Source organism: Nocardia coubleae NBRC 108252 (assembly GCF_001612805.1).
Classification (GTDB): Bacteria; Actinomycetota; Actinomycetes; order Mycobacteriales; family Mycobacteriaceae; genus Nocardia; species Nocardia coubleae.
In genome coordinates this window covers 122,000-147,509 of sequence record NZ_BDBD01000016.1, presented here as the reverse complement: position 1 = coordinate 147,509, position 25,510 = coordinate 122,000, and the positions used below count along the sequence as shown (strand labels likewise).

Annotated in this window: 26 protein-coding genes; 15 read left to right on the top strand and 11 right to left on the bottom strand. The window is 67.9% G+C overall.

Going from position 1 to position 25,510, the window contains the following annotated elements:
• The first annotated feature begins 3 nt into the window (after positions 1 to 3).
• The 7 genes from NCO8_RS16590 to NCO8_RS16560 all read left to right on the top strand — a co-directional run bounded on the left by NCO8_RS16590 (position 4) and on the right by NCO8_RS16560 (position 7,771).
• Positions 4 to 1,554 carry a FadD3 family acyl-CoA ligase gene (locus NCO8_RS16590; RefSeq protein ID WP_067640658.1) on the top strand — a complete coding sequence of 517 codons (1,551 nt, stop codon included), beginning with the start codon at positions 4 to 6 and terminating at the stop codon, positions 1,552 to 1,554.
• Positions 1,551 to 2,414, top strand: a complete 864-nt coding sequence (locus NCO8_RS16585) for an enoyl-CoA hydratase (protein WP_067640657.1) — start codon at positions 1,551 to 1,553, stop codon at positions 2,412 to 2,414. Before NCO8_RS16590 ends, NCO8_RS16585 begins: the two co-directional genes overlap by 4 nt.
• Complete coding sequence (locus NCO8_RS16580; protein ID WP_067495539.1) at positions 2,415 to 3,557, top strand: acyl-CoA dehydrogenase family protein; 1,143 nt, start codon at positions 2,415 to 2,417, stop codon at positions 3,555 to 3,557.
• Between the two features lie 145 nt (positions 3,558 to 3,702).
• Entirely contained in the window at positions 3,703 to 4,773 is a 1,071-nt protein-coding gene (locus NCO8_RS16575; RefSeq protein WP_067640656.1) for an acyl-CoA dehydrogenase family protein, read from the top strand.
• 133 nt (positions 4,774 to 4,906) lie between these two features.
• On the top strand, positions 4,907 to 5,941 hold the full coding sequence (locus NCO8_RS16570) for an acyl-CoA dehydrogenase family protein (protein ID WP_067640654.1): 1,035 nt from the start codon (positions 4,907 to 4,909) through the stop codon (positions 5,939 to 5,941).
• A 115-nt stretch (positions 5,942 to 6,056) separates the two neighbouring features.
• Positions 6,057 to 6,509 (top strand): MarR family winged helix-turn-helix transcriptional regulator, encoded by a 453-nt coding sequence (locus tag NCO8_RS16565; RefSeq protein WP_067640653.1) that lies wholly within the window; start codon positions 6,057 to 6,059, stop codon positions 6,507 to 6,509.
• A gap of 17 nt (positions 6,510 to 6,526) precedes the next feature.
• A complete protein-coding gene (locus NCO8_RS16560; RefSeq protein ID WP_067640651.1) occupies positions 6,527 to 7,771 on the top strand; it encodes an MFS transporter in 1,245 nt (414 codons plus the stop codon).
• 4 nt (positions 7,772 to 7,775) lie between these two features.
• Here the strand turns inward: NCO8_RS16560 and NCO8_RS16555 are convergent, their stop codons facing one another.
• Entirely contained in the window at positions 7,776 to 8,108 is a 333-nt protein-coding gene (locus NCO8_RS16555; RefSeq protein ID WP_067495569.1) for a hypothetical protein, read from the bottom strand.
• 1 nt (position 8,109) lies between these two features.
• Positions 8,110 to 9,279, bottom strand: coding sequence for a 3-ketosteroid-9-alpha-monooxygenase, oxygenase component (locus NCO8_RS16550; RefSeq protein WP_067640650.1), 1,170 nt, complete (start codon positions 9,277 to 9,279; stop codon positions 8,110 to 8,112).
• A gap of 161 nt (positions 9,280 to 9,440) precedes the next feature.
• Here NCO8_RS16550 and hsaA point away from each other — a divergent pair, with 161 nt between their 5' ends.
• The 4 genes from hsaA to hsaB are packed head-to-tail and all read left to right on the top strand — an operon-like array spanning position 9,441 to position 12,979.
• On the top strand, positions 9,441 to 10,604 hold the full coding sequence (gene hsaA / locus NCO8_RS16545) for a 3-hydroxy-9,10-secoandrosta-1,3,5(10)-triene-9,17-dione monooxygenase oxygenase subunit (RefSeq protein ID WP_067495573.1): 1,164 nt from the start codon (positions 9,441 to 9,443) through the stop codon (positions 10,602 to 10,604).
• A gap of 3 nt (positions 10,605 to 10,607) precedes the next feature.
• Positions 10,608 to 11,477, top strand: coding sequence for a 4,5:9,10-diseco-3-hydroxy-5,9,17-trioxoandrosta-1(10),2-diene-4-oate hydrolase (gene hsaD, locus NCO8_RS16540; RefSeq protein ID WP_067640648.1), 870 nt, complete (start codon positions 10,608 to 10,610; stop codon positions 11,475 to 11,477).
• Entirely contained in the window at positions 11,474 to 12,382 is a 909-nt protein-coding gene (gene hsaC / locus NCO8_RS16535; RefSeq protein WP_157102172.1) for an iron-dependent extradiol dioxygenase HsaC, read from the top strand. Before hsaD ends, hsaC begins: the two co-directional genes overlap by 4 nt.
• A gap of 18 nt (positions 12,383 to 12,400) precedes the next feature.
• The gene (gene hsaB / locus NCO8_RS16530; RefSeq protein WP_157104943.1) at positions 12,401 to 12,979 is read left to right on the top strand and encodes a 3-hydroxy-9,10-secoandrosta-1,3,5(10)-triene-9,17-dione monooxygenase reductase subunit; all 579 of its coding nucleotides are present in this window, start codon (positions 12,401 to 12,403) and stop codon (positions 12,977 to 12,979) included.
• A gap of 183 nt (positions 12,980 to 13,162) precedes the next feature.
• Here hsaB and NCO8_RS16525 read toward each other — a convergent pair whose 3' ends face one another.
• Complete coding sequence (locus tag NCO8_RS16525; RefSeq protein WP_067640644.1) at positions 13,163 to 14,362, bottom strand: saccharopine dehydrogenase family protein; 1,200 nt, start codon at positions 14,360 to 14,362, stop codon at positions 13,163 to 13,165.
• A 31-nt stretch (positions 14,363 to 14,393) separates the two neighbouring features.
• Between NCO8_RS16525 and NCO8_RS16520 the strand changes: the two genes are divergently transcribed.
• Both NCO8_RS16520 and NCO8_RS16515 read left to right on the top strand, forming a co-directional pair.
• A complete protein-coding gene (locus NCO8_RS16520; protein WP_067640642.1) occupies positions 14,394 to 14,990 on the top strand; it encodes a TetR/AcrR family transcriptional regulator in 597 nt (198 codons plus the stop codon).
• A 169-nt stretch (positions 14,991 to 15,159) separates the two neighbouring features.
• The gene (locus NCO8_RS16515; protein ID WP_067640640.1) at positions 15,160 to 15,711 is read left to right on the top strand and encodes a YdeI/OmpD-associated family protein; all 552 of its coding nucleotides are present in this window, start codon (positions 15,160 to 15,162) and stop codon (positions 15,709 to 15,711) included.
• Between the two features lie 25 nt (positions 15,712 to 15,736).
• Here the strand turns inward: NCO8_RS16515 and NCO8_RS16510 are convergent, their stop codons facing one another.
• The 4 genes from NCO8_RS16510 to NCO8_RS16495 all read right to left on the bottom strand — a co-directional run bounded on the left by NCO8_RS16510 (position 15,737) and on the right by NCO8_RS16495 (position 19,525).
• On the bottom strand, positions 15,737 to 16,573 hold the full coding sequence (locus NCO8_RS16510) for a GNAT family N-acetyltransferase (RefSeq protein WP_067640638.1): 837 nt from the start codon (positions 16,571 to 16,573) through the stop codon (positions 15,737 to 15,739).
• 186 nt (positions 16,574 to 16,759) lie between these two features.
• Positions 16,760 to 17,806 (bottom strand): 4-hydroxy-2-oxovalerate aldolase, encoded by a 1,047-nt coding sequence (gene dmpG / locus NCO8_RS16505; protein WP_067640636.1) that lies wholly within the window; start codon positions 17,804 to 17,806, stop codon positions 16,760 to 16,762.
• A 12-nt stretch (positions 17,807 to 17,818) separates the two neighbouring features.
• Positions 17,819 to 18,724, bottom strand: a complete 906-nt coding sequence (locus NCO8_RS16500) for an acetaldehyde dehydrogenase (acetylating) (protein WP_067495595.1) — start codon at positions 18,722 to 18,724, stop codon at positions 17,819 to 17,821.
• A 15-nt stretch (positions 18,725 to 18,739) separates the two neighbouring features.
• The gene (locus NCO8_RS16495) at positions 18,740 to 19,525 is read right to left on the bottom strand and encodes a 2-keto-4-pentenoate hydratase (protein WP_067640635.1); all 786 of its coding nucleotides are present in this window, start codon (positions 19,523 to 19,525) and stop codon (positions 18,740 to 18,742) included.
• 123 nt (positions 19,526 to 19,648) lie between these two features.
• On the opposite strand from NCO8_RS16495, the gene kstD reads away from it, so the two are divergent.
• Positions 19,649 to 21,331 carry a 3-oxosteroid 1-dehydrogenase gene (gene kstD / locus NCO8_RS16490; protein WP_067640845.1) on the top strand — a complete coding sequence of 561 codons (1,683 nt, stop codon included), beginning with the start codon at positions 19,649 to 19,651 and terminating at the stop codon, positions 21,329 to 21,331.
• Positions 21,331 to 22,191 carry an enoyl-CoA hydratase ChsH3 gene (gene chsH3, locus NCO8_RS16485; protein ID WP_067640634.1) on the top strand — a complete coding sequence of 287 codons (861 nt, stop codon included), beginning with the start codon at positions 21,331 to 21,333 and terminating at the stop codon, positions 22,189 to 22,191. The genes kstD and chsH3 overlap by 1 nt, the downstream gene beginning before the upstream one ends.
• A gap of 76 nt (positions 22,192 to 22,267) precedes the next feature.
• Here chsH3 and NCO8_RS16480 read toward each other — a convergent pair whose 3' ends face one another.
• From NCO8_RS16480 to NCO8_RS16465, 4 genes are read right to left on the bottom strand one after another with little or no spacing between them, the layout of a single operon-like run.
• On the bottom strand, positions 22,268 to 22,714 hold the full coding sequence (locus NCO8_RS16480; RefSeq protein WP_067640633.1) for a hypothetical protein: 447 nt from the start codon (positions 22,712 to 22,714) through the stop codon (positions 22,268 to 22,270).
• A complete protein-coding gene (locus tag NCO8_RS16475; RefSeq protein WP_067495606.1) occupies positions 22,711 to 23,985 on the bottom strand; it encodes a DUF58 domain-containing protein in 1,275 nt (424 codons plus the stop codon). The genes NCO8_RS16480 and NCO8_RS16475 overlap by 4 nt, the downstream gene beginning before the upstream one ends.
• Entirely contained in the window at positions 23,982 to 24,944 is a 963-nt protein-coding gene (locus NCO8_RS16470; RefSeq protein WP_067495609.1) for an AAA family ATPase, read from the bottom strand. The genes NCO8_RS16475 and NCO8_RS16470 overlap by 4 nt, the downstream gene beginning before the upstream one ends.
• Positions 24,945 to 24,961: 17 nt before the next feature.
• Positions 24,962 to 25,480, bottom strand: coding sequence for a hypothetical protein (locus NCO8_RS16465; protein ID WP_243749832.1), 519 nt, complete (start codon positions 25,478 to 25,480; stop codon positions 24,962 to 24,964).
• Between the last annotated feature and the right edge of the window lie 30 nt (positions 25,481 to 25,510).

The window sequence follows — 25,510 nt, the reverse complement described above, 5'->3', positions numbered from 1 at the left end:
CCCGTGACACCCGCTGCACAGACCATCCCGCAGGCGCTGCGCCAGACCGCCGCGGCGTATCCGCACGAGCCTGCCATCGTCGACGGCGAAACCCGCCTGACGTGGGCAGAGCTGCTCGACCAGGTGCGGATCGCGGCGCGCGCGCTCATCGCCCGCGGCATCGAACCCGGCGACCGGGTCGCCATGTGGGCACCCAATACCCATCACTGGGTAGTTGCCGCACTCGCCGCGCATTCGGCCGGTGCCGCGCTCGTGCCGCTGAACACCCGGTACGTGGCGGCCGAGGCGGCCGACGTGCTGAACCGGGTCGATGCGAAGGCGCTGTTCGTCGCCGGGCCGTTCCTCGGTCGCGACCGGGTGGCCGAACTGCTCGCCGAAGCACCGGAATCGACCATCGCGACGGTTGTCGTCATCCCGGTCGAGCCGGGCGCGGCCATCGGGACCGGCTCGCTCACCTGGGACGATTTCCTCGCCGAGGCCGAGCGGGTCACCGAGGCCGACGGCGAAGCGCGGGCGGCGCAGGTCTCCCCCGACGACATCTCCGACATCCTCTTCACCTCGGGCACCACCGGCCGCAGCAAAGGCACCCTGGTCGCCCACCGGCAGGCCCTGGATGTGGTGCGTGCCTGGTGCGCCTGCTCGACCGTGCGCGCGGGCGACCGATACCTGGTGATCCCGCCCTTCTTCCACAACTTCGGTTACAAGGCGGGCATCCTCGCGTGCCTGGTCACCGGGGCCACGATCGTGCCGCAGGCGACATTCGACGTCCCGGCCGCGCTGCGCCTCGTCGAGTCCGAGCGGATCACGGTGCTCACCGGCCCGCCGACGATCTACCAGACCATCCTCGACCACCCCGAGCGCGGCGAGCGTGACCTCTCTTCGCTGCGCGTCGCGGTGACCGGCGCGGCGACCGTGCCGGTGGTGCTGATCGAGCGGATGCGCGACGACCTCGACTTCGAGGTGGTCATTACCGCCTACGGACTGTCGGAGACCGCCGGCTTCGGCACCATGTGCGACCCCGACGACGACGCCGAGACCATCGCCAACACCTGCGGCAAGCCCATCGCCGGCTTCGAACTGCGCCTGGCCGACAACGGTGAAGTTCTGCTGCGTGGCCCCAATGTGATGCTCGGTTACCTCGACGATCCCGAGGCCACCGCCGAGGCGATCGACGCCGACGGCTGGCTGCACACCGGTGACATCGGCGTGGTGGACGACCGCGGCTACCTCAAGATCACCGACCGGCTCAAGGACATGTACATCACCGGCGGATTCAACGTCTACCCCGCCGAGATCGAGCAGACCCTCGCCCGTCTCGACGGTGTCGCCGAGTCCGCGGTGATCGGGGTGCCCGACGAGCGGATGGGCGAGGTCGGCATGGCGTTCGTCGTCCGCAAGCCGGACACGAACCTGACCGCCGACGACGTGATCGCCCATGCGAGCGCCCATCTGGCGAATTTCAAGGTGCCCCGGTTCGTCGAGTTCCGCGACCGGCTGCCCTACAGCGCGGCGGGCAAGGTGCTCAAGCGCGAGCTACGTGAGGAGAAGTCGTGAGTTCCGAAACCGAGGTCGTCACCTACGAGGTGCGCGGACCGGTGGCTGTGATCACCATGAACCGGCCCGATTTCCGCAACGCGCAGAACTCGAAGATGACCTACGCCCTCGACGCCGCGTTCGTGCGCGCGGTCGAGGATGCCGCGGTGAAGGTGATCGTGCTCGCCGGCAACGGAAAGCACTTCAGCGCCGGGCACGATATCGGCACACCGGGCCGCGACCACGACGCGCACTACGAGAACAAGGCCGCGCTGTGGTGGGACCACGTCGACCGCACCGGTGGCGACCAGCGGTTCGCCCGCGAGACCGAGGTGTATCTCGGCATGTGCAGGCGCTGGCGCGAGATCCCCAAGCCGACGATCGCGATGGTGCAGGGCGCGTGCATCGCCGGTGGGCTGATGCTGGCCTGGGTGTGCGATCTGATCGTCTGCTCCGACGACGCCTTCTTCTCCGATCCCGTTGTGCGCATGGGAATTCCGGGTGTGGAGTACTTCGCGCATCCGTGGGTGATGGGCCCGCGCGCGGCCAAGGAGTTCCTGTTCACCGGTGACCGGTTCGGGGCCGCGCAGGCCAAGGAGTGGGGCATGGTGAACCGGGTCGTGCCGCGCGCGGAGCTGGAAGCCGAGACCATCGCGCTCGCCGAGAAGATCGCCACCATGCCGCAGTTCGGGCTCGCGCTCACCAAGAAGGCGGTGAACCAGGCCGAGGATCTGATGGGGATGCGCTCGGGCATGGACTCGGTCTTCGGACTGCACCATTTCGCGCACGCGCACAATGCCGAGGTCGGCGCCGATTCGCTGGGCGGGATGAACGCCAAGACGATGAAGACCGCCGCGGCCGAACAGAACGGGTCGAAGTAGATGGATCTCGAGATCGACGAGGCAGCCACACAGTTCCAGCTCGAGGTGCGCGAATTCCTCGCCACCCATGTGCCACGCGAACCGCTGCCCTCCATGGATACCGCGGAAGGCTTCGCGGCCCATCGTGCATGGGAGGCGACGCTGGCCGAGGCGCGGCTCTCGGCGGTGTCGTGGCCGCGCGAGTACGGCGGGCGTGACGCCTCCATTCTCGAATGGGTGTTGTTCGAGCAGGAGTACTACGCGGCGGGCGCACCCGGCCGGGTGGCCCAGAACGGCATCTTCCTGCTGGCACCGACGCTGTTCGAGCACGGCACCGAGGAGCAACTGGCCCGGATCCTGCCGAGAATGGCTCGCGGCGAGGACATCTGGGCGCAGGCCTGGTCGGAGCCCGAGGCTGGTAGCGACCTCGCGGGCCTGCGCTCGACGGCCAGGCGCACCGAGGGCGGCTGGGTGCTCAACGGCCAGAAGACGTGGAGTTCCCGTGCGTCCTACGCGGATTGGGCCTTCGGCCTGTTCCGCAGCGACCCCGAGGCGCAGCGTCATCACGGGCTGACCTACGTGATGTTCCCGCTGACGGCCGAGGGCGTGAGCGTGCGGCCCATCCCCCAGCTCGACGGCGAACCCGGCTTCGCCGAGATCTTCCTCGACGACGTCTTCGTCCCCGATCACGACGTGATCGGCGCACCGAACGAGGGTTGGCGGGTGGCGATGGCCACCTCGAGCAACGAGCGTGGCCTCTCGCTGCGCAGCCCCGGCCGGTTCAGCGCCACCGCGCAACGCCTGATCGACCTGTGGCAGCAGACCTGCGACCCCGCCGATACCGCCGCCCGCAACGCCGTGGTCGACGCCTGGCTCGGAGCCGAGGCCTACCGGCTGCACACATTCGGCACGGTCACCCGCCTGCAGGACGGCGGCCAGCTCGGCGCCGAATCCTCCATCACCAAGGTCTTCTGGTCCGACCTCGACATCGCCATGCACGAAACAGGCCTCGACCTGCTCGGAGCGGCCGCCGAGCAGCGCAGCTCGTGGACCGACGGCTACCTGTTCTCCCTCGCGGGCCCGATCTACGCGGGCACCAACGAGATCCAGCGCAACATCATCGCCGAACGCCTCCTCGGCCTGCCACGGGAGAGCAAGCGATGAACGCCCGCTTCTTACTCAGGCTCGAGCAGCGCGCGGGCGAGGTACGCACGGCCAGGTCGGCGCGGCCGGGTGATGCGCGCGCCGCCCGCGCGACGACGACCGGCGAGACAGAGCGCATCGACCGCACGAAGACAGGAGATGTGCGATGAGATTCGCGCTCAGTACCGAACAGCTCGACTTCGCGGCCGAGCTGCGCAAGATCTTCGACGCGGGCCAGGTGCCCGCCGCCGTGCGCGCATGGTCGTCGGGTGACACCGCTCCCGGCCGCGCGATCCTGCGGCAGGTGGCGGACATGGGCGTGTTCGGCTTGATCGTGGACGAGGAACACGGCGGCGCCGATGCGACCGCGGTCGATCTCGTCGTGGCCCTGGTCGAGCTGGGTCGCGCGGCCGTACCCGGTCCGGTGATCGAATCGGCCGCCGTGATTCCGGCGCTGCTGCGACAGCTCCCTGATGCGGCCGAGCGCTGGCTGCCGACCGTGGCGAGTGGTGAACTGCTCGGCACGATCGCCTTCGAGCACGGCGGCCGCACCGTCGCGCTCGACGCGGATACCGCCGACCTCGTGTTGGTCGCCGGTAATGCACACGTCTCCACAGGTCGACCCGCACGTCCCGACGAGGCGCCTACGCAGGCCGCCGCAGCTGAGCGCTCCGGCGAACACGGCGCGCGCCGGTTCGAGAGTGCGGCGGTGATCGCGTCGATCGATCCCGCGCGCAAGCTGTTCGCAGCGTTGCGCGACGAGGTGCTGGCGGAGGCGGCAGAGGACGCCGTCGACTTCGCCTTCGACCTGGGTGTGCTGGCCTGCGCCGCGCAACTGCTCGGTGCCGGCCGGGCAATCCTCGATCAGACCACCGCTTATGCCAAGCAGCGCAAGCAGTTCGGCCGCGTCATCGGCGAATTCCAGGCCGTGAAGCAGCAGCTCGCGGATGTGCGGATCGCGCTGGACCTGGCGGAGCCGCTGCTGTACCGCGCCGCACTCACCCTCGACTCCGCCGACCGCGCCCGCGATGTCTCGGCAGCGCTGGTGGCCTGCGGCGATGCCGCCCACCGTGCCTCGCGGGCGGGTCTGCAGGTACACGGCGCCATCGGCTACACCGCCGAATGCGACCTGTCGCTGTGGCTCACCAGGGTCGCGGCCCTGCGCACCGCCTGGGGCACGGCCGAATTCCACCGCGCCAGGATTGCCGCCGCACTCCGCGCGACGGCAGCGAGCTGAGATGTTGTGCCCGACATGATGTCCACCCTTTCGCGCGCACAGCTCGTCTACCCCGTGTGGCGGCCGGGTTCGACGCGATCCGAGGCACGGCCCGGCTGTGCGCATTCCATCACCGACTTCGCCGAGGAATCCCATGTCATCGAATGAACTGCTCGAATTCCGCTCGTCGGTGCGGGCGCTGCTGGCCAAGCACGCGACTCCGGAAGCCCTTCGCGCGGCGATGGACAGCGACCTCGGGTTCGACCCGAAGTTGTGGCAGCTGTTGTGCGAGCAGGTGGGGGTCGCGGCCCTCGCGGTGCCTGAGCAGTGGGGCGGCGTGGGCGCGAGTCTCGTCGAATCGCTCATGGTCGTCGGCGAATTGGGCCGGGTGCTGAGCGGCGTGCCGATGCTCGGTTCGGCCGTACTCGGTGTCCAAGCCGTCCTGTTGGCCGGCGATGAGCAGGCTTGCGAGCGGCTGCTCCCCGATCTCGCCGAAGGCTCTCGCACGGCCGCGCTGTGCTGGGCGGATTCCCAAGGTTGGGATGACTACGGCGTTCGCGCGGAAGACGGATCACTCAGCGGGACAGCGCATTACGTGCTGCACGGCGCCCAAGCGGACGTCCTGCTCGTACTCACCGCCGACGGATTGTTCGAAACCTCCCCTACCGCAGCAGGTGTCACTGTGACGCCGACTCCAGGACTCGACCACACCCGCGCCTTGGCGAGCATCACCTTCACCGAAACCCCGGCGACCAGGCTCGGCGACCCGGGCACCCGGCTGCGCGACATCGCGTGGGCGGCACTGGCCGCCGAACAGGTCGGCGCGGCCCGCCGCTGCCTCGAGATGACGGTCGAATACACCAGCGCGCGCGTGCAGTTCGGCAGGCCGATCGGCAGCTTCCAGGCGCTCAAGCACCGCATGGCCGATATGTACGTGCTCGTGGAATCGGCGGAATCGGCCGCGCTGCTGGCCGCCCGATCGCTGGCGGCGGGCAGTGATTCGGCCGCCGAGGACGTGTGGGTGGCCCGCACCTACTGCACCGAGGCGTTCAGCACGGTGGCCGCCGAGACCATCCAGTTGCACGGCGGGATCGCCATCACCTGGGAACACGACGCCCACCTGTACTTCAAGCGTGCCCACGCCACCGCGGAACTGTTCGGGACCGCGCGCCGTCCGGTCGCCGCTTGACCGTGCCCTCCTGAAACCCCAGCTCCGACCCCCGGAGCTGGGGTTTCGTACGTTGTGGCCCGTTTCACGACGCACCTGCCTGATTTAGATAGTTAGCTTATGCAATAATTTTCCTGTGCAGCAGAACGAGCAGCCATCAGCAGACGACATCGTGGTCGACCTGTTGGTCACTGCCGGTCGGCTCACCCGGCTCGCCGGGGCGGTCAGCTCCGACGACCTGCCCCGCGCGATGCTGCGCGCCCTCGCCGTGCTCGAGGAGCACGACGGCCTACGGGTCAGCGAATTCGCCCGCATCGATCGATGCTCACAACCGGCGGCAACGGCGCTGCTCGGTCGGCTCGTCGCCGACGGATTCGCCACCCGCACCAAGGACCCGAGGGACTCGCGGGCAGTGCGCGTCGAACTCACCCCGGCGGGCCGGAACCGCCTCACCCGCGCCAGACGCGCCTACGCGGCCGCCTTGGCGCCCGGGCTCGCCGATTTCGACCTCGACCGGCTGATCCGGCTCGACACCGACATGAACGACCTGCTGACAGCCCTGCGCGCGGTTGCCCGCGGTCACCAGTGAAGCAACCAGGAGCGCTCATGAGCATCTCTCCGTTGACTCGCGACAACGACGCCGCGGCCACCTCCACCGGCCAGCCGAAAGCCGTCTGGGCCGTCGCCTTCGCCAGCGTCATCGCGTTCATGGGCATCGGCCTCGTCGATCCCATCCTCAAACCCATCGGCGAACAGCTGAACGCCAGCCCCTCGCAGGTCTCGCTGCTGTTCACCAGCTACATGGCCGTCACCGGCGTCGCCATGCTGGTCACCGGCGTCATCTCCAGTCGCTTCGGCGCCAAGAAGACCCTGCTGTCGGGCCTGGCGATCATCATCGTGTTCGCCGCGCTGGCGGGCATGTCGAGCACCATCGGCGAGATCATCGGCTTCCGTGCCGGGTGGGGGCTCGGCAACGCCCTGTTCATCGCGACGGCGCTGGCGACCATCGTCGGCGCGGCCACGGGCGGCGTCGCCAAGGCGATCATCCTCTACGAGGCGGCCCTCGGCATCGGCATCGCGACCGGACCGCTGCTCGGTGGGGTACTCGGTGGAATCAGCTGGCGGGGGCCGTTCTTCGGCGTGTCGGTGCTGATGGCCGTCGCCTTCGTCGCGATCGTCGTGCTGCTGCCCGAACTGCCCAAGCCCGCGACCCCCACCTCGATCAGCGCGCCGTTCAAGGCGCTGCGGCACCGCGGGCTGCTCACCGTCAGCATCACCGCGTTGCTCTACAACTTCGGCTTCTTCACTTTGCTCGCCTACACGCCGTTCCCCCTCGACATGGGCACCTACGCGATCGGTTTCATCTTCTTCGGGTGGGGCGTGATGCTCGCGGTGGCCTCGGTGTTCCTCGCCCCGAGACTGCAGGCGCGCTTCGGCACGCTGCCGATGATGGGGCTGTCCCTCGGCCTGTTCGCCGCCGACCTGGCGCTCATGGCGCTGTACGCCGAGCACAAGATCGTGCTGATCGTCGGGGTCGTGGTCGCCGGGCTGTTCCTCGGCGTGAACAACACCCTCATCACCGAGGCCGTGATGATCTCCGCGCCGGTCGAGCGGTCGACCGCGTCGGCGGCCTACAGCTTCGTCCGGTTCGCCGGCGGCGCGGCCGCGCCCTGGGTGGCGGGCAAGCTCGGCGAGCACAGCGTGTCCCTGCCGTTCTGGCTCGGCGCGGCGTGCACCGCCGCCGGGGTCACCGTCCTGTTCCTCGGGCGCGGCGCCCTGGCCCACATCGACGAGCACGACCCCGCGCCGCACAGCATCGAGGAAGCCCAGGCGCTCACCGTCGGCGACTGAGGCTTTATTCGGGAACCTCGAGCACGCCCTCGTCGACCGCCCACTCGATCGTCTTCTGCAGCGACGGACAGGTGTCCGGCCGACCGGGCCGGGCACCGTGGGAACTCAGCTCGGCGAAGACCGGACAGCGCGTGTCGGGCCGCTCGGTCCACTGCACCGAGGTCTGGTGCGCGCTGTACTTGCGCACCAGCACCTCGGTGCCGCAGGCCTGACACCGCAGCGGCGTCAGGCCTTCGTCGAGATACCGTTGCTGGTCGAGGGCGGTCTGGGCCCGCACCGCCGCCCGGCGGGCGGGCTGATCGGCGAAATCCGGTGCCTTGGCCCAGCTGGCGGCCATGTCACACGCCCGCTTCCTCGGCCTTGCGCCGCAGGTTCTCGGCGACCTCGGCCTCCCATGCCTCGTTCGCCTTGGTCGTGTCGACCTCGAACTCGAAGCGCTGGGTCATCTTCTCGGTGACATCGGCGATGTCCACGTAGAACTGGTCGTACCAGCGCCGCAGCTGGTAGACCGGGCCGTCCTCCTCGCACAGCAGCGGATTCTCGACCTTGGACTTGTGCTTCCAGATCTCCACGTCCTGCAGGAAGCCGTCGCCGAAGAACGTGGTCATCGTGTTGGCCAGCTTGGTCGCGGTCTCGTCGTCGATGCCCTTGGGCTTCTCGACGGTCAGGCCCCACTGCAGCACGAACGAGTCCTGGGTGACCGGGTAGTGGCAGTTGATCAGCACCACCTTCATCTCGTACCCGCTGTAGATGTTGATCAGCGGGTTGATCATGTAGGACGGACCGAAGTACGACGCCTCCGACTTGAGCAGCGTCTCACCGCCGTGCTTGGCCGCCATGCCGATATCCGGGCGGCCCTTGGTCTCCAGGAACTGGGTAGCCACATGGCCTTCGAAGACGTTCTTGAAGTACGTCGGGAAGGCGTAGTGGATGTAGAAGAAGTGCGCCATGTCCACGACGTTGTCGATGATCTCGCGGCAGTTCGCACCCTCGATCAGCAGCGAGTTCCACGTCCAGTCGGTCCAGCCGCTGTCGTGGGTTTCGCTCGGATTGCCGTCCGCGTCGGTGTACACGCCCTCGATGTGGGGGATCGTGACCTCGGGCGGCGGTTCGTTGCCCTCGTGGTCGTGCCAGACGAACAGCTGACCGTTGCGTTCCAGCGTCGTCCACTTGCGTGTGCGCGCCAGCGGCGGCACCCGGCGGCCGTAGGGGATCGCGGTGCACTTGCCGCTCGCCCCCCAGCGCCAGTCGTGGAACGGGCAGGCGATGTCGTCGCCCTTCACCGAGCCCATGCTCAGGTCGCCGCCCATATGCCTGCAGTAGGCGTCGAGCACACGGAGCTGGTCGGACGTATCGGCCCAGATCACGAGTTTGGTTCCGAAGATCTCGACCGCGTGCGGTTTACCGTCGCGGAACGTCTTCGCGAGACCGACGCAGTGCCAGCCGCGCGCGAACCTGGTCGGCGTGGTACCGACATCGAGTTCTCTCACCTTGGGGTTGACTGCCATCCCGAACCCTCCTTCTTCACTAGAACACGTTACAAAATACGGCCGGTTCACGCTAGCTGTCCGCGTTATTCCCTTCTCGACAGGAATGGGAACCTGTTCTAGTCTCAGAGACGAACGAGAACAGTTTGTCGATTCCGACAGGGCAGGAACGGGCTGGCGAAATGACGCAAGAAGTGACCGAACGGGTCGAGGCGCTGCTGCCGACGCTGCGCGAACGCGCGCAGGAGGCCGAAGACCTGCGCCGCATACCCGACGAATCCATGAAGGCACTGCAGGAGACCGGGTTCTTCCGGCTGCTGCAGCCCAAGCAGTGGGGCGGGCATGCCGCCGACCCGGTGGTCTTCTACGACTCCGTGCGCCGCATCGCCAGTGCCTGCGGGTCGACGGGCTGGGTGGCGGGCATCATCGGCGTGCACAACTGGCACCTCGCACTGTTCGACCAGGCCGCACAGGAAGAGGTGTGGGGTGAGGACACCGACGTGCGGATCTCCTCGTCGTACGCCCCCATGGGCATGGGCCAGGCGGTCGACGGCGGGTACATCGTGCGCGGGTCGTGGGCGTGGTCCTCGGGCTCCGATCACGCGACCTGGGCAGTGCTCGGCGGACCCGTCATCAAGAACGGCAAGCCGGTCGACTTCGGCAGCTTCCTGATTCCGCGCTCGGAGTACCGCATCGACGACGTGTGGAATGTGGTCGGCCTGCGCGGCACCGGTTCCAACACCGTTGTGGTGGAGGACGTCTTCGTGCCGACGCACCGCTTCCTCAGCTTCCGCGCGATGAGCGAGGGCCGCTCGCCGGGCCTGGCGCAGAATCCCGATCCGGTGTACAAGATGCCGTGGGGCACAATCCATCCCACCACCATCTCCACCCCGATCGTCGGCATGGGTTACGGCGCCTACGAGGCACACGTCGAGCATCAGGGCAAGCGTGTGCGCGCGGCCTACGCGGGTGAGAACGCCAAGGACGACCCGTTCGCCAAGGTGCGCGTCGCCGAGGCCGCCAGCGATATCGATGCCGCCTGGCGTCAGCTCTCGGGCAATGTGGCCGAGGAGTACGCGCTGCTGGTCGCGGGCGAGGAAGTGCCGTTCGACCTGCGTGTGCGGGCCAGGCGCGACCAGGTGCGTGCCACCGGCCGGGTGATCGCCTCGATCGACAAGCTCTTCGAGTCCTCCGGCGCCACCGCGCTGGCCAACGGCACTCCGCTGCAGCGCTTCTGGCGTGACGCGCATGCCGGACGAGTACACGCGGCCAACGATCCCGAGCGCGCCTACGTGATGTACGGCACGCACGAGTTCGGGCTGCCCGTCACCGACGCCATGGTGTAGCCGATGACCCAGACCGCTGAGATCACCTACGCATCGACCTCACGCTTCGCGCAGGTCACCCCCTCGTTGAAGTTGCACTATCACGAAGCGGGCGTCGGCAACGGTCCGACTATCGTGCTGTTGCACGGTGGCGGACCCGGCGCCTCGGCGTGGTCGAACTTCGCCCGCAACATTCCGGTGCTGGCCGAGAACTTCCATGTGATCGCCTTGGACCAGCCGGGATTCGGCAAGTCCGACAAGCCGGTGGATCATCCGCAGTACTTCGTGCACGCGTCCACCGCGTTGCTCGCGCTGCTCGATCATCTCGAGATCACCGATCGTGTTCACCTGCTCGGCAATTCGCTCGGCGGCGGCACCTCGGTGCGGTTCGCGCTCGACAACCCCACGCGCGCGGGCAAACTCGTGCTGATGGGTCCGGGCGGGTTGAGCACCAACCTGTTCGCGCCCGACCCCACCGAGGGCGTCAAGCTGCTCTCGGCGTTCAGCTACGCGCCGACCAGGGAGAACCTCGAGAAGTTCCTGCGGATCATGGTCTTCGACCAGTCGCTGGTCACCGAGGAGCTCATCGACGAACGCTTCGCCCAGGCGAGCACCCCCGAATCGCTGGCGGCCATGCGCGCGATGGGCAAGTCCTTCGCGAGCGCCGACTTCGAGAAGGGCATGCTCTGGCGCGACGCCTACAAACTGCGTCAGCCGGTGCTGTTGATCTGGGGCCGTGAGGATCGGGTGAACCCGCTCGACGGCGCGCTCGTAGCAACCAAGGTGATTCCCCGGGTGCAGCTGCACGTGTTCGGCGGTTGCGGCCACTGGGCGCAGCTGGAGAAGTTCGACGAGTTCAACCGGCTCACACTCGATTTCCTCGGGAGCAAGTGATGAGTATTCGCGCACTGGGCTACATGCGCATCGAGGCCACCGACATGGCGGCCTGGCGCGAGTACGGTCTCAAGGTGCTCGGCATGATGGAGGGCACCGGGCTGAACCCCGATGCCCTCTACCTGCGCATGGACGATTTCGCCGCGCGACTGGTGATCGTCCCCGGCGAGCAGGACCGGCTGCTGGTCTCGGGCTGGGAGGTCACCGACGCGCGTGGCCTGCAGCAGTTGCGGGAGACCCTGGACAAGGCCGGGGTCGACTACACCGAGGGGACCAAGGAAGAACTGGGCGAGCGCCGCGTCGAGGGCATGATCCGGTTCCAGGACCCGTCCGGGAACACCCTCGAGGCGTTCTACGGGGCGCAGTACCTGGGTCGCCGTTTCGTGAGCCCCTACGGCCACAAGTTCGTCACCGCCGAACAGGGCCTCGGCCACGTGGTGCTGACCTGCACCGACGATGCCGCGGCGCAAGCCTTCTACCAGGATGTGCTCGGCTTCCGCCTGCGCGATTCCATGCGGCTGCCACCGCAGATGGTCGGGCGACCCGCCGACGGCGACCCCGCCTGGCTGCGTTTCTACGGCTGCAACCCGCGCCACCACGCGCTGGCGTTCCTGCCGCTGCCGAATCCCACCGGCATCGTGCACCTGATGGTCGAGGTGGAGAACTCCGACGACGTCGGCCTCTGCCTGGACCGCGCCCTGCGCAAGAAGGTGAAGATGTCGGCCACCCTCGGCAGGCACATCAACGACAAGATGCTGTCGTTCTACATGAAGACGCCGGGCGGATTCGACATCGAATTCGGTTGTGAGGGACTGGAAGTCGACGACGACAACTGGACGGCCCGCGAATCCACCGCGGTCAGCCTCTGGGGTCACGACTTCACCGTCGGATTCAAGCAGCAATAGGGAATGGCGGCGAGGGACATGACCGAACAGACACCGGCGATCGACGGCCGGCAATTCCGTAATGTGCTGGGACAGTTCTGCACCGGCATCACCGTGATCACCGCGCTCGACCCCGACGGTGCGCCGATCGGGTTCGCCTGTCAGTCCTTCGCCGCCCTCTCCCTCGATCCGCCGCTCGTGCTGTTCTGCCCCACCAAGGGGTCGCGCTCGTGGGCGGCGATCGAGGCGGCGGGCAAGTTCTGTGTGAACGTGCTCGCCGAGGAACAGCAGCCGACGTGCGCCCGCTTCGGCTCCCGCGAACCGGACAAGTTCGCCGGAGTCCCGTGGCACACCTCGGATCTGGGTGTGCCCGTGCTCGACGGTTCATTGGCGACTATCGAATGCACCGTCGACTCGGTGGTCGACGGTGGTGACCACTACATCGTCATCGGGTGCGTGCAGGCCCTGACGGAATCGGAGTCGACGACCAACGGCCGCCCGCTGCTGTTCTACCGTGGGCAGTACACCGGCATCGAACCGGACAAGACCACCCCCGCCCCCTGGCGCGCCGACCTGGACCACTTCCTCACCACCACCAGCCTCGACACCTGGTTGTAGGTGGCGCCTGTGCTCGAGTGAACACGCGTCGCCGCCGTGTACGAGCGGCGACGCCCGGTTGTGGGCTCAGCCGCGATCAGGGCCGACGACGACGCCTTGTCGTCGGCTTCGGGCACAGCCCAGCTTGTCGTCGTGACAGTCATCGTGGCCGGGTCGAGCGTGCCGACGCAGTGCGTCGCGGGCTCAGCGCGCCGCGATGAGGGCTGTCAGCAGGGCGGACGACAGCGCCGCGGCGTTGCTGTCGGGGGTTGCCCAGCTTCGGGTGGTGATCGTCATCGCCGCGGGGTCCGGTGCGCCGAGGCAGTGGGTCGCGAAGGCGGCGAAGAACTGGTCCGGGTCGATCAGCGTTTCGGGTGCGTGTACCCCTGGACGTGGGTTCGCGGCCAGCAGCAGCGCGCCGACAGCCAACGGGACGCCGGTGTTGTCGGCCATCGACAGGCCGGGGACCTGACTCAGCGCAGTGGCGACCCTTGCGGGCGAGCCGTCTCGTTCCCCCTCGGCGATGGCGAACAGCGGCGGCAGTCCACCGGCCGCGACGAGAGTTGCCGGGTCGGCCGGGAGCAGGCGTTCGAGGCAGGCGGCCAAGAGCGCCGCGCGATCGACGGTCAGCAGGCGGCGGTTCATCGCCCAGCGCAGTGCCAGTAGCGCGGCCGAGGTCGAACGATCGGCGACAACCACCGAGGTCGAGTCTTTGACACCGGGGAAAGCCAGCGGCAACGTGATCGCCTCCGGATGACCGAAGCTGCGGCCCTCACCGGCGCCGAGTCCCGGGTATTCGAGCCGAAACCGTTCCAGCGCAGGGCGTTCGACGCGCGCACCCGCCCTGGTCACCGGGATGTTCCCGCTGATCTGGCGCATGCCGTGCACGACGGCGGCGGTCGCCGCGGCGCTTTCCTCGGTGTGGGCCGAGTGGATGTTCCAACCCGTCACCAGGGAGTCGACCCGATCGAGCTCGGCGCCCGCCCGGACCGCGAGCAGGTTCGCCACGCCCGGACTCGCGCCCATGCCGAGCAGCGCCGTCACTCCGGCCGCTTTCGCCTCGGCGTCGAGTTCGAGCATGTCGGCGGTGGGTTGGGGGTCGTCGCAGATGTCGATGTAGTCGCAACCCGCGGCGATGGCGGCGGTCAGGATCGGCGGGCCGAAGCGGAAGTATGGACCCACGGTGTTCACCACGAGGTCCGCCTCGCGCAATGCCGCGGCGAGTGACGGACCGTCGGTGACATCGAGCGCTCGTGCTTCGGCACCGAGTTCCCCCGCGACCTTGCGCGCCGCCCGTTCGTCACGATCGGCGACCGTCAACGCGGTGACCCTGTCGTCGCCGCGCAGGACGCGCGCCGCGACGCGCCCCATTTCCCCTGCCCCACCCAGTGCCAGAACTCGCATCACTGCCTCCCCTTCGAATATATTGACTGTCATGACAGTAAATAAAATCGGCCGCCCCAGCAAGGCCCCCGAGCGGATCGCGCAGATCCTGCGGGCGGCGCGCTCGGTGGTAGCCGCCGACGGGTTCGCGAATACGACGCTGTCACGGGTCGCGACGGCGGCAGGTGTGCAACGCACCCTGGTGCTGCACTACTTCGGTAGCCGCGACGGTCTCATGCAGGCGTTCATCACCGACGCCGTCGCCGAGTACGGCGACAACCTGCTGCGCCTCGGCGCCGACGCGCCCGTCGAGGAACGGGTGGCGCGCATGTTCGAGCCCGGCGCCTACGCCGATCGCGACGATCTGGTGGTGTGGTGCGAACTGGTCGCACTGGCGGCTCGGGAACCCGTTGTGCGACAACGTCTCACGAACCTCTGGACGAACCGATGGCTGCCCGGCCTCGAACAACAACTCAGTGCCGCCTACCCGGCCGCATCACCGGATCGGGTTGCCGTCACCGCGTACGCCCTGGCCTGCCTGTTCGAGGCTCACTGGGCGTTCCACCTCCAAGGTGTGAACGAACCCCACCGCACCGAGCAGGCCAAACAGAGCGCCCACACTCTGCTGTCCGCCCTCGCCGCCACATAGGACCCGCCACAGCGCCTGCTGTCCGGCATCCGGTGCGCTCGTTACCCGGGTGCCGATACTGTCTGCGGCGCCAGTGGCAACCCACGGCCTTCGTTGCCGCGCGGAAGGTGGCGACCCTGGTCGTAAAACTGCTCATTCGGTGAGCATTTTGGCGAGCAAGATGGTTCCCATGAACGCGAGCATCGAATTCATCACCTGCGCCGACGCCACCGAATGGGAGGCGTGGCTGGCCGCGAACCACGCTTCGGCGGACGAGGTGTGGGTGCGGATCGCGAAGAAGGGCGCGCCGGAGCCCTCGGTGACGATCACCGAGACGCTCGACGGCGCGCTCTGCTACGGCTGGATCGACAGCCACCGGCGTTCCCTCGACGCGCATCACTACCTGCAGCGATACTCGCCGCGACGGGCCCACAGCCCGTGGTCGCAGGTCAATGTCGCCAAGGCCGAGGCATTGATCGCGGCCGGCCGGATGCGGCCCGCCGGCTACGCGGCGATCGAGGAGGCCGTCGCCGACGGGCGCTGGGCCGGAGCCTACGAACGGCAGAGCACCGCCGAAACCCCCGCGGAGCTGGCTGCGGCACTCGCCGAATCACCCCGTGCGGCATCGGCTTACGCGGCGCTCAGCCGTTCGGATCGGTATCGGCTCTTCCTCCCGATCCTCAAGGCCACCACGCCGCAAGAGCGGGCGGCCCGCGTCGCCCAAGCCCTCACCGCACTCTGACTCGCGACCGCTCTCAGCGTGGTCTTCAGAGCTCTTTCACCAGGATCGCGCGGGTGTAGAGGAGCGAGAATCCTCGGCCTTGCGCGTTCTGCTGCGACTTGGAACCGGGCGCGGTGGTGACTGTCGCCAGATCACAACCGGCATTCGCCGCATCGTTGAGACGTGTTATGAGCAGGGCGGTTTGGACGCCTCGTCGTCGATGCGACGGAAGAGTGGCCGCGCCCGCGAGGGCCGCGATCCCACCGTCGGTGCGCAGGCTCGCTCCACCGGCCGCTACCCCGTCACGGTAGGCGAGGTAGCGACGGGTCTCGTTGGCCGAAGCCATATCTCGCATCACCGAGGCAATCGCCTCGCGCGGGAATTCCTCGTGGTTCGGACCTTCGTCGGGATGGGCGAACCCGTCGACCACCACATCGAGCCACGCACCGAGATCCTCCCCGGCATCGAGCCGCACCTCCACGCCGTCCGGCACGGCGAACTCGTCGCCGTCCAACCGCATCCCGAGCACATTCTCGAAAGACATCAACCGATACCCCCGCCCCGTCAGCTCCTCCCCGATCCCCGCCTCACCCAACTGCGACAACTCCACCTGCACCGGACACCCGACCCGCGCATAAGCCGCCTCGATCGCCTCCCACTCCCCCACCGAAGGCACCCCACCGAACCCGACCCCCACCACCTTGTTCAACGGCGACCCCTCCCCCGCGAAACAGGCCGCCCCGCCCCCGATCTCCCGGACGAATCCCTCGACTCCCCGCCCTATCCCGACCCGAGCGGCCCCCACGATCGCCGCGGTCTCCACCCGCTCGATCCGTGCCGCCAAGTCCCCGCCGCAGAACAATGCCCGACCGTTTTCACTCATCCCCCACTTATATCCCCCTTGTCCAGCGAGTTTCCGGCCCCTGAACCAAGATCACCACGCTCAGGTGGCGGCGACTTCTCGGTCGATGCCGCCACCAGAGCGTGGTGATCAGGTGGTGACGCGTCTCGGGGCAGACAGCGAAACGGCGTGACCGAAAGGGTCACGCCGTTTCGGGATAGGGGGTGGTCAGGACGAAGCGGCTTCGCGTTGGAGTTCGAGGGCGATGTCGATGAGCTGGTCTTCCTGGCCGCCGACGAGTTTGCGCTTGCCCGCGCGGACGAGCATTTCGGCGGCGGAGACGTTGTAGCGCTCGGCTTGGCGTTCGGCGTGGCGGAGGAAGCTGGAGTAGACGCCCGCGTAGCCCATCATCAGGGCCTGGCGGTCCAGGAGGCATTCGGTGGGCATGGCGGGCCGGACGACGTCTTCGGCGGCGTCGGTGACGGCGAAGAAGTCGACGCCGGTCTTGATGCCGAGTTTGTCGCAGACCCCGATGAACGCTTCGACGGGGAGGTTGCCCGCGCCCGCGCCGAAACGGCGGGCCGAGCCGTCGATCTGGGTGGCTCCGGCGCGCACCGCGTAGACGGAGTTGGCGACGGCCAGGCCGAGGTTCTCGTGGCCGTGGAAACCGACCTGGGCATCGTCACCGAGCTCGGCGACCAGGGCGGACACGCGGTCCGAAACCTGTTCGAGCACAAGGGCACCGGCTGAGTCGACGACATACACGCACTGGCAACCGGCGTCGGCCATGATGCGCGCCTGCTTCGCCAGCTTCTCCGGGGTGGTGGAGTGTGCCATCATCAGGAACCCGACGGTTTCGAGGCCGAGTTCGCGGGCGAGACCGAAATGCTGGATGGAGACATCGGCTTCGGTGCAGTGCGTCGCGATGCGGCAGATCGAGGCGCCGTTGTCCTGGGAGATCTTGATGTCTTCCTTGACGCCGACACCGGGCAGCATGAGGAACGCGATCTTGGCCTGCTTGGCCGTTTCGGCCGCGGCTTTGATGAGTTCTTGTTCGGGGGTCTTGGAGAACCCGTAGTTGAACGAGGACCCACCGAGCCCGTCACCGTGGGTGACCTCGATGACCGGGACACCCGAACCATCCAGGGCGGCAACGATATTGCGTACCTCGTCCACCGTGAACTGGTGGCGTTTGTGGTGCGACCCGTCACGCAGCGAGGTATCGGTGACGCGGACATCGAGTTCGCCCGAGAAGGGCTTCAGGATTGTGCTCATTGCGGAAACTCCTTACACCCGAGCCGAGATGATCTGATCGGCCAGCACGTCACCGACGCGGGTCGCGGCGGCGGTCATGATGTCGAGGTTGCCCGCGTACGGAGGCAGGAAGTCGCCCGCACCTTCGACCTCGACGAAGATCGACACCTTCGCCATGCCGCCGGACACCACCGACGGGTCGTCGAACTGGGGTTCGTTGAGCAACCGGTAGCCGGGCACGTACTCCTGGATGGACTTCTCCATCCGCAGGATGCTGTCGGCGATGGCGTCGCGGTCGGCGTCTTCGGGAATCGAGCAGAAGATGGTGTCGCGCATGATCATCGGCGGCTCGGCCGGGTTCAGGATGATGATGGCCTTGCCACGCTGGGCGCCACCGATCGTTTCGACACCCTTGGAGGTGGTCTTGGTGAACTCGTCGATATTGGCGCGGGTACCGGGCCCGGCCGACACCGACGCCACCGACGCCACGATCTCGGCGTACTGCACCGGCACCACCCGCGAAACGGCCGCGACCATGGGGATGGTCGCCTGCCCACCACAGGTGATCATGTTGACGTTCGGCGCGTCCCGCAGCGAATCCAGGTTCACCGGCGGAATCACGGCCGGGCCGACAGCGGCGGGAGTGAGGTCGACGGCGCGGATGCCCGCGGCCTCGTACTTCGGCGCGTACGCACGGTGCACGTAGGCGGAGGTGGCCTCGAACACCAGATCGGGTTTCTCGTCGAGGGCGAGCAGCCAGTCCGCGCCCTCGGCGGAGGTTTCCAGGCCGAGCCCACTCGCGCGCTTCAACCCCTCGGAGTCCGGGTCGATGCCGATCATCCAGCGCGGCTCGATCTTGTCCGAACGCAACAGCTTGTACAGCAGATCGGTGCTGATATTGCCGGACCCCACGATCGCGGCGGTGACTTTACTTGTCACGAAATACTCCTAGGTTCAGCTGAAACGCAGACGGACAGAACCGAGTCCGGTGAATTCGGCGAGGAAGTCGTCGCCGGGTCGGGCGTCGATCGCGCGCGTGCAGGAGCCGGGCAGCACGATGTCTCCGGCTTTGAGCCGCACTCCGAAGGTCGCGACCTTGCGCGCCAACCAGGCCACCGCGATCACCGGATCACCGAGCACCGCGTCACTGCGGCCCTCGGCGACGACCTCACCGTTGCGCGTGAGGACCGCGTCGATGGCCTTGATGTCGATATCCGAAGGGGCGACCCGCTGTTTACCGAGGACGAACCCGGCCGAGGATGCGTTGTCGGAGATCGTGTCGACCAACCCGATCTTCCAGTCGTTGATCCGCGAATCGATCAACTCGATCGCCGGCGCGTAGGCGACGGTCGCGGCCAGCACGTCGGCTTCGGTGCAGTCCTCGCCGGGCAGGTCCTTGCCCAGGACGAATCCGACCTCGACCTCGACGCGGGGCAGCAGGTACTGGGAGGTGTCGACGGGGACGTCTTCGAAGACTTCCATCTCGGCGAGCAGGTGCCCGTAGTCGGGTTCGTCGACGCCCATCATCTGCTGCATCGCCTTCGACGACAGCCCTACCTTGTGCCCGACGACCTGGGCGCCGTCGCGCAGTCTGCGCTGGATGTTGAGCAACTGGATCTCGTAGGCGTCGACCACGTCGATGCCGGGGTACCGGTCGACCAGCGGCGGCACGGCCACCCGATCGTGTTCGGCGCGCGCCAATTCATCGGCGAGTTCACTCCGCTGCGCGTCGGACAGCACGGGTACCTCCTGGTAAATCTGCTCGGCCGGACAGGCAAACTGTAACCGGTTTCGGAGCCGAATATCTGCTCTTCTTCCAGACAACATAGCGCAACCGCGTACTGATTCTATAACGTGTTCTACATGAGTGATCGGGAATACGATGTGGTGGTCGTCGGGAGTGGCGCCGCTGGAATGACCGCCGCCCTCACCGCGGCGCACCACGGGCTGAGCGTGGTGGTGCTGGAGAAGGCGGCGCACTACGGCGGGTCGACCGCCCGGTCCGGGGGCGGGGTGTGGATTCCGGGGAACAAGGCGCTGCTGGCCTCGGGTCGTCCGGACGATCGCGAGGAGGCGCGCACCTACCTGCACAGCATCATCGGCGACGCGGTGCCCGCCGAGAAGATCGACACCTACCTCGATCGCGGCGCCGAGGCGTTCGACTTCGTGCTCGACCACACGCCGCTGAAAATGAAGTGGGTCCCCGGCTACTCCGACTACTACCCCGAGGCGCCGGGCGGGCTCGGCCAGGGGCGTTCCTGCGAACCCAAACCGTTCAACGGCAAAAAGCTCGGCGCGGAACTGGCCAATCTCGAACCGCCCTATGCCAAGGCGCCGCTGAACGTGGTCGTCATGCAGACCGACTTCGTGCGGATCAACCTGATCCGTCGCCACCCCAAGGGGCTGATGCGGGTGCTGCGCGTCGGCGCGCGCACCTACCTGGCCAAGTTCACCGGCAAGCACCTGCTCGGGATGGGTCAGTCGCTCGCCGCCGCCATGCGCAAGGGCCTGCTCGACGCGAACGTGCCGGTGCTGCTCAACACCCCGCTCACCGACCTGGTGGAGACCGACGGACGGATCACCGGCGTCAAAGCCACCGTCGACGGCGAATCGGTCACCTTCACCGCGCGCTACGGCGTGATCCTCGGCAGCGGCGGTTTCGAACGCAACGCCGACATGCGCGCCAAGTACCAGCGACAACCGATAACCACTGAGTGGACAACCGGTGCCGCGGCCAACACCGGCGATGGCATCGTCGCGGGTATGGCGGCAGGAGCGACGGTCGGGTTCATGGAGGACGCCTGGTGGGGTCCGACGATCTTCAAGGGCGGCAAGCCCTGGTTCGCGCTGGCCGAACGCAACCTGCCCGGCACCATCATGGTCAACGACCGCGGCGTGCGCTTCGGCAACGAGTCGGCCCCGTATGTGGAGGCCGTGCACACCATGTACGGCGGCGAGTACGGCCAGGGCCCTGGTCCCGGCGAGAACGTGCCCGCCTGGCTGGTGTTCGACCAGCGCTACCGCAACCGCTACATCTTCGCGGGTCTGCAACCGGGACAGCGTTTTCCGAAGCGCTGGATGGAGAACGACAACATCGTCAAGGCCGACACGATCGCCGAACTCGCCGCCCGCATCGGAGTCCCCGCCGACGCGCTCGCCGGCACCGTCGAGCGGTTCAACGGCTTCGTCGCCAAGGGCAAGGACGAGGACTTCGGTCGCGGCGACAGCCACTACGACCGCTACTACGGCGACCCGACCGTGAAGCCCAACCCATGCCTGGCCGAGATCTCGCAGGGCCCGTTCTACGCCGCGAAGATCGTGCCCGGTGACCTGGGCACCAAGGGCGGCCTCGTCACCGATACCGCCGGACGCGTGCTGCGGGAAGACGATTCGGTGATCGACGGCCTCTACGCCGCGGGCAACTGCAGCTCCCCGGTGATGGGACACACCTATGCGGGCCCCGGCGCGACCATCGGCCCCGCGATCACCTTCGCCTACCTGTCCGTGCTCGACATCGTCGCCAAGAAGTCCGAGGAAGTGAAATAGTGCCCATCGATCCACAGGTCGCGCTCGGCGCGGCACTGCCGAGTCGCGAATTCAGCTGGACCCCCACGGATGTGCAGCTCTACCACCTGGGTCTCGGCGCGGGCGCGCGCTGCACCGACCCGGTCGAGCTGCGTTATCTCGACGACAGCGAACCGCAGGTGCTGCCCACCTTCGCCACCGTCGCCCCGACCCTCGGCGAGACCGCCGCGCCGCGCGTGAGTTTCCCGGGTGTCGAGATCGACCTGGCGAAGGTGGTGCACGGCCATCAGGAAGTGTTGGTGCACAAGCCGATTCCCGCGTCGGGCAAGGCCGTGTCCGTCGGCCGGATCTCCGAGGTCTGGGACAAGGGCAGCAATGCGGTGATCGTGCAGGAGCACACCGTCACCGGCGCCGACGGGGAGCCGCTGTGGACGGCGCGCTCGTCGATCTTCGCCAAGGGCGAGGGCGGTTTCGGTGGCGAACGCGGACCGAGCACCAAAGCCGAGCTGCCCGATCGCGCCCCCGACGCGGAACTCACCACCGCCACCCTGCCGCAGCAGGCCCTGCTCTACCGCCTCTGCGGTGACCGCAACCCACTGCACTCCGATCCCGAATTCGCGAAGGCGGCCGGTTTTCCCGCGCCGATCCTGCACGGGCTGTGCACCTACGGCGTGGTCTGCAAATCGCTCACCGATGTCCTGCTCGACGGCGACGCCACCCGCGTCGCGGGCTTCCGTGCGAAGTTCACCGGCGTGCTCTACCCCGGCGAAACCCTACGCACCAAGGTCTGGCGGGAGGCCGACACGCTCGTCGCGGTGGTCACGGCCGTCGATCGCGACGACGCGCCCGTCCTCGGCGACGTCACCCTGCGCATCGCCTGAACTGAACACCTGATCACCACGCTCTGGTGGCGGCATCGGCCGAGCGGCCGCCGCCACCAGGGCGTGGTGATCTCGGTCAGGATGGGGGGAGGGTGGTGTGGGGAGATTGGGGGGTGAGTGTGGTGGTGAGGAAGGCGTAGATGGTGACTATGAGGATGGGGGCGGCCAACGGGGCCCAGGCCAGGTGGACGGGGACCAGGGCCGCGGTGGTCGCGGCGATGGTGAACAGGACTGCGCCGCCTACCGAGGGGATGGTGGTGGGGACTACGCCTTCGGGAGCGTGCAGGACCGCGGCGTTGAGAAGGTAGGTCGTTGCTACCAGACCTGTTGCCGCGGAGGCGATTACACCTACGTCGGCGAAGGCGAGGGCGGCGACCGCGGTGAGGACCGCGGCAACCGAGGCGGGGCGCCACCACCAGCTCGCGATGACGAAAGCCAGGGCCGGTACGCCGAGGATCGGATTGATCAGGGCGACCGAGGCGACGAGCAGCAGGCCGGCCAGCAGGGCGAGGAATCTGGTCATCGGCGCACCCGCACTGTTCGGCGGTGTTCGGGGAGCAGGCGCATGGCCTGGTCGAGGCGGGTGCCGTCGGGCCAGGCGATGATGTCGACGCCGACGGTGCCCATGTCGCGATACATCGAGGCCCGCTCGAGCTGCCACATCTTGGCCATGGTCGGGTCGAGGCCATCGGCGAAGGGGGTACCGCGCAGCACGTCGACGGCGACCACCACGTGACCGCGTTTGCGCAGATCGATGAGGGCGAGCGCGAATTGGGTGTCGAGCAGGGTGGAGAAGGCGACGATGATGGCGCCGATCGGCACCGCGGCGTGCGGGGCGAGGGTGCCGGTGTGCTCGACATGTTCGTCACCGACACCGAGCACGGTGTCGACGATCCGGTAGAACTGCCTGCGCCCGATATCGGGACGCAACCAGCGCGGCGACTCACCGAGGCACACCACGGCGGTGCGGTCACCGGCCTGCAGCGTGGACTGCACTACCTGGGCGGCGCCGCGCACCGACAGTTCCAGCGAATCGCTGGCGGGGCCGGGTGCCTGCTGGGAGGTGTCGACGAGGACGACCACGTCGGCCGAGCGGTTGGTGAACCGCTCGGTGACATAGAGCCTGCCGCGACGCGCGCTCACCGGCCAGTTCACGGTGCGCAGCTGGTCGCCGGGGGCGTAGGCGCGGATGTCGGCGTATTCGACACCCGGCCCGTGCTTGCGGGTGAGGTGGGTGCCGATGCGATCGGGCAGTTCGGTGCGCGGCATGCGCATCCGCTGCGGATCGGCGATCGGGTAGACGTAGAGATTCGCCGCGGGCAGCTCGGCGGTGGCGACGGCGAGCCCGGCGGGGCTCAGTGCGGTCACCGCGGCCTGCACCGGGTAGCGCCCCCAGCGGGTGGCCGAGAGTGCCAGCCGCATCCCGGCCGGTGCGCCACCGGAATCGTGGGATTCCTCCACCTCGAGGTCGAGACCGGTGAGCGGAACCGGGGCCATCCGCAGCAGCGCGTGCCCGCTCTCGACGAACGCCGCGGCGACGGCGGTGACGACCTCGCCCTCGAAACAGCGGACGGTGCCGCTGCCGTCGACCTGGATTCTGGTCGGGTTCTGCTGCCACGGTGCGGTGGCGAGCACCCCGAGCATCGGCGCGGCGAAGACGACGAGCTGCCACTGCCCGCGCAGCACCGCGACGACCAGCGCCGCCGCGGCGCAGCCGGCGAGGATGAACACCAAGGGCGCCGGGCGCCACCTCAGGTCGACCTCGACGGTCTTCGATTCGTCGCGGTGCTTCATGTGCTCGTAGCGCGGGGAACCGGTAGCCTGCGCAGCAATTCGGCGATGACGTCCTCGCCGCGGATGCGCCGCACCCACATCTCCGGGCGCAGCGTGATGCGGTGCGCCATGGCAGGCACGGCGAGCGCCTTCACGTCCTCGGGGATCACGTAGTCGCGGCCGAGCAGCAGGGCCCGCGCGCGCGACATCTGCACCAGGTCGAGTTCGGCGCGCGGGCTGGCGCCGACCTCCACCTGCGGGTGGCTGCGGGTGGCGGAGGCAAGTGCGACAACGTAATTCACCACGTCGGGGTGCACGGTGACGAACTCGACCGACTGACGCATCTCCATCAGCCCCTGCGCGTCCACCACCTGGCCAACCTGCGGTGGGGTGGAACCACGTTCGAGCCTGCGCCGGATCATCTGGGTCTCGTCCTGCTCGGACAGGTACCCCAGGCGCAGCTGGATGGCGAACCGGTCGAGCTGGGCCTCTGGCAGCGGGTAGGTGCCCTCGTACTCGATCGGGTTGTCGGTGGCGAGCACGATGAAAGGCTGTGGGAGCAGGTAGGTTTCGCCGTCGATACTCACCTGCCCCTCGGCCATCGCCTCGAGCAGCGCCGCCTGGGTCTTGGGCGGGGTGCGGTTGATCTCGTCGGCGAGAAGCACATTGGTGAACACCGGTCCGCGCCGGAAGTTGAACCGCCCGGACGACATGTCGTAGATCGTCGATCCCAGCAGGTCGGCGGGCAGTAAATCCGGCGTGAACTGCACGCGGGTGAAATCCAGGCCGAGCGCGGCCGCGAAGGAACGCGCGATCAGCGTTTTGCCGAGGCCCGGCAGATCCTCGATGAGGACATGGCCTCCGGACAGCACGGCGATCATGATGAGTTGCATCTCATCGCGCTTGCCGACCACGACCCGGCCCAGCTCACGCAGTACTGCGTCGGAGCGCTGGACGGTCACGTTCAACGGCATTGTCATCGGTGGCCTCTAACCCCTCACATCGACTGCAATCGGCGCAGGATCTCGTCCAGCGCCGCCCTACCCGGTGCGCGACCCGTCTGGTCGCGCAACGACGAATTCGCCGGGTCCACCCAGCGCCACAGTTCGGGACCGAACTGCAGCTGACCGGCCGCCTCGATGGCTCTGCGGTTCTTGGATACCCGCATACCGGTGGACAATTCGAACTCTTTGGCCAGCAGCGGGCGCAGGTGCCGGTCCCAGTCGGCGCGGGTGCCGTCGGCGCGGGCGACGAGCATCTCGGCGCGGGCATGCCAGCGGCCGAGCATCTCGGCGGGGCCGTTGTCGATGTACTCGGTGAGCGGCTCCTCGCGCCGCACCCGGTAGCGCAGCGACCACACCAGCACACCGAGTGCGACAGCGACCGGTAAGGCGACGGCGAGCGGAAGCAGATCGCGGTCGAGCCGCAACAGCACGACCTCGAGCACCAGCACCGCGATCACCGCCGTCACGACCACGGTCGTCCGGTTGGACTTGATCTCTTCCCCGGGATTCACGCGACCTCCACGCGACGGGCCGCCCGACGT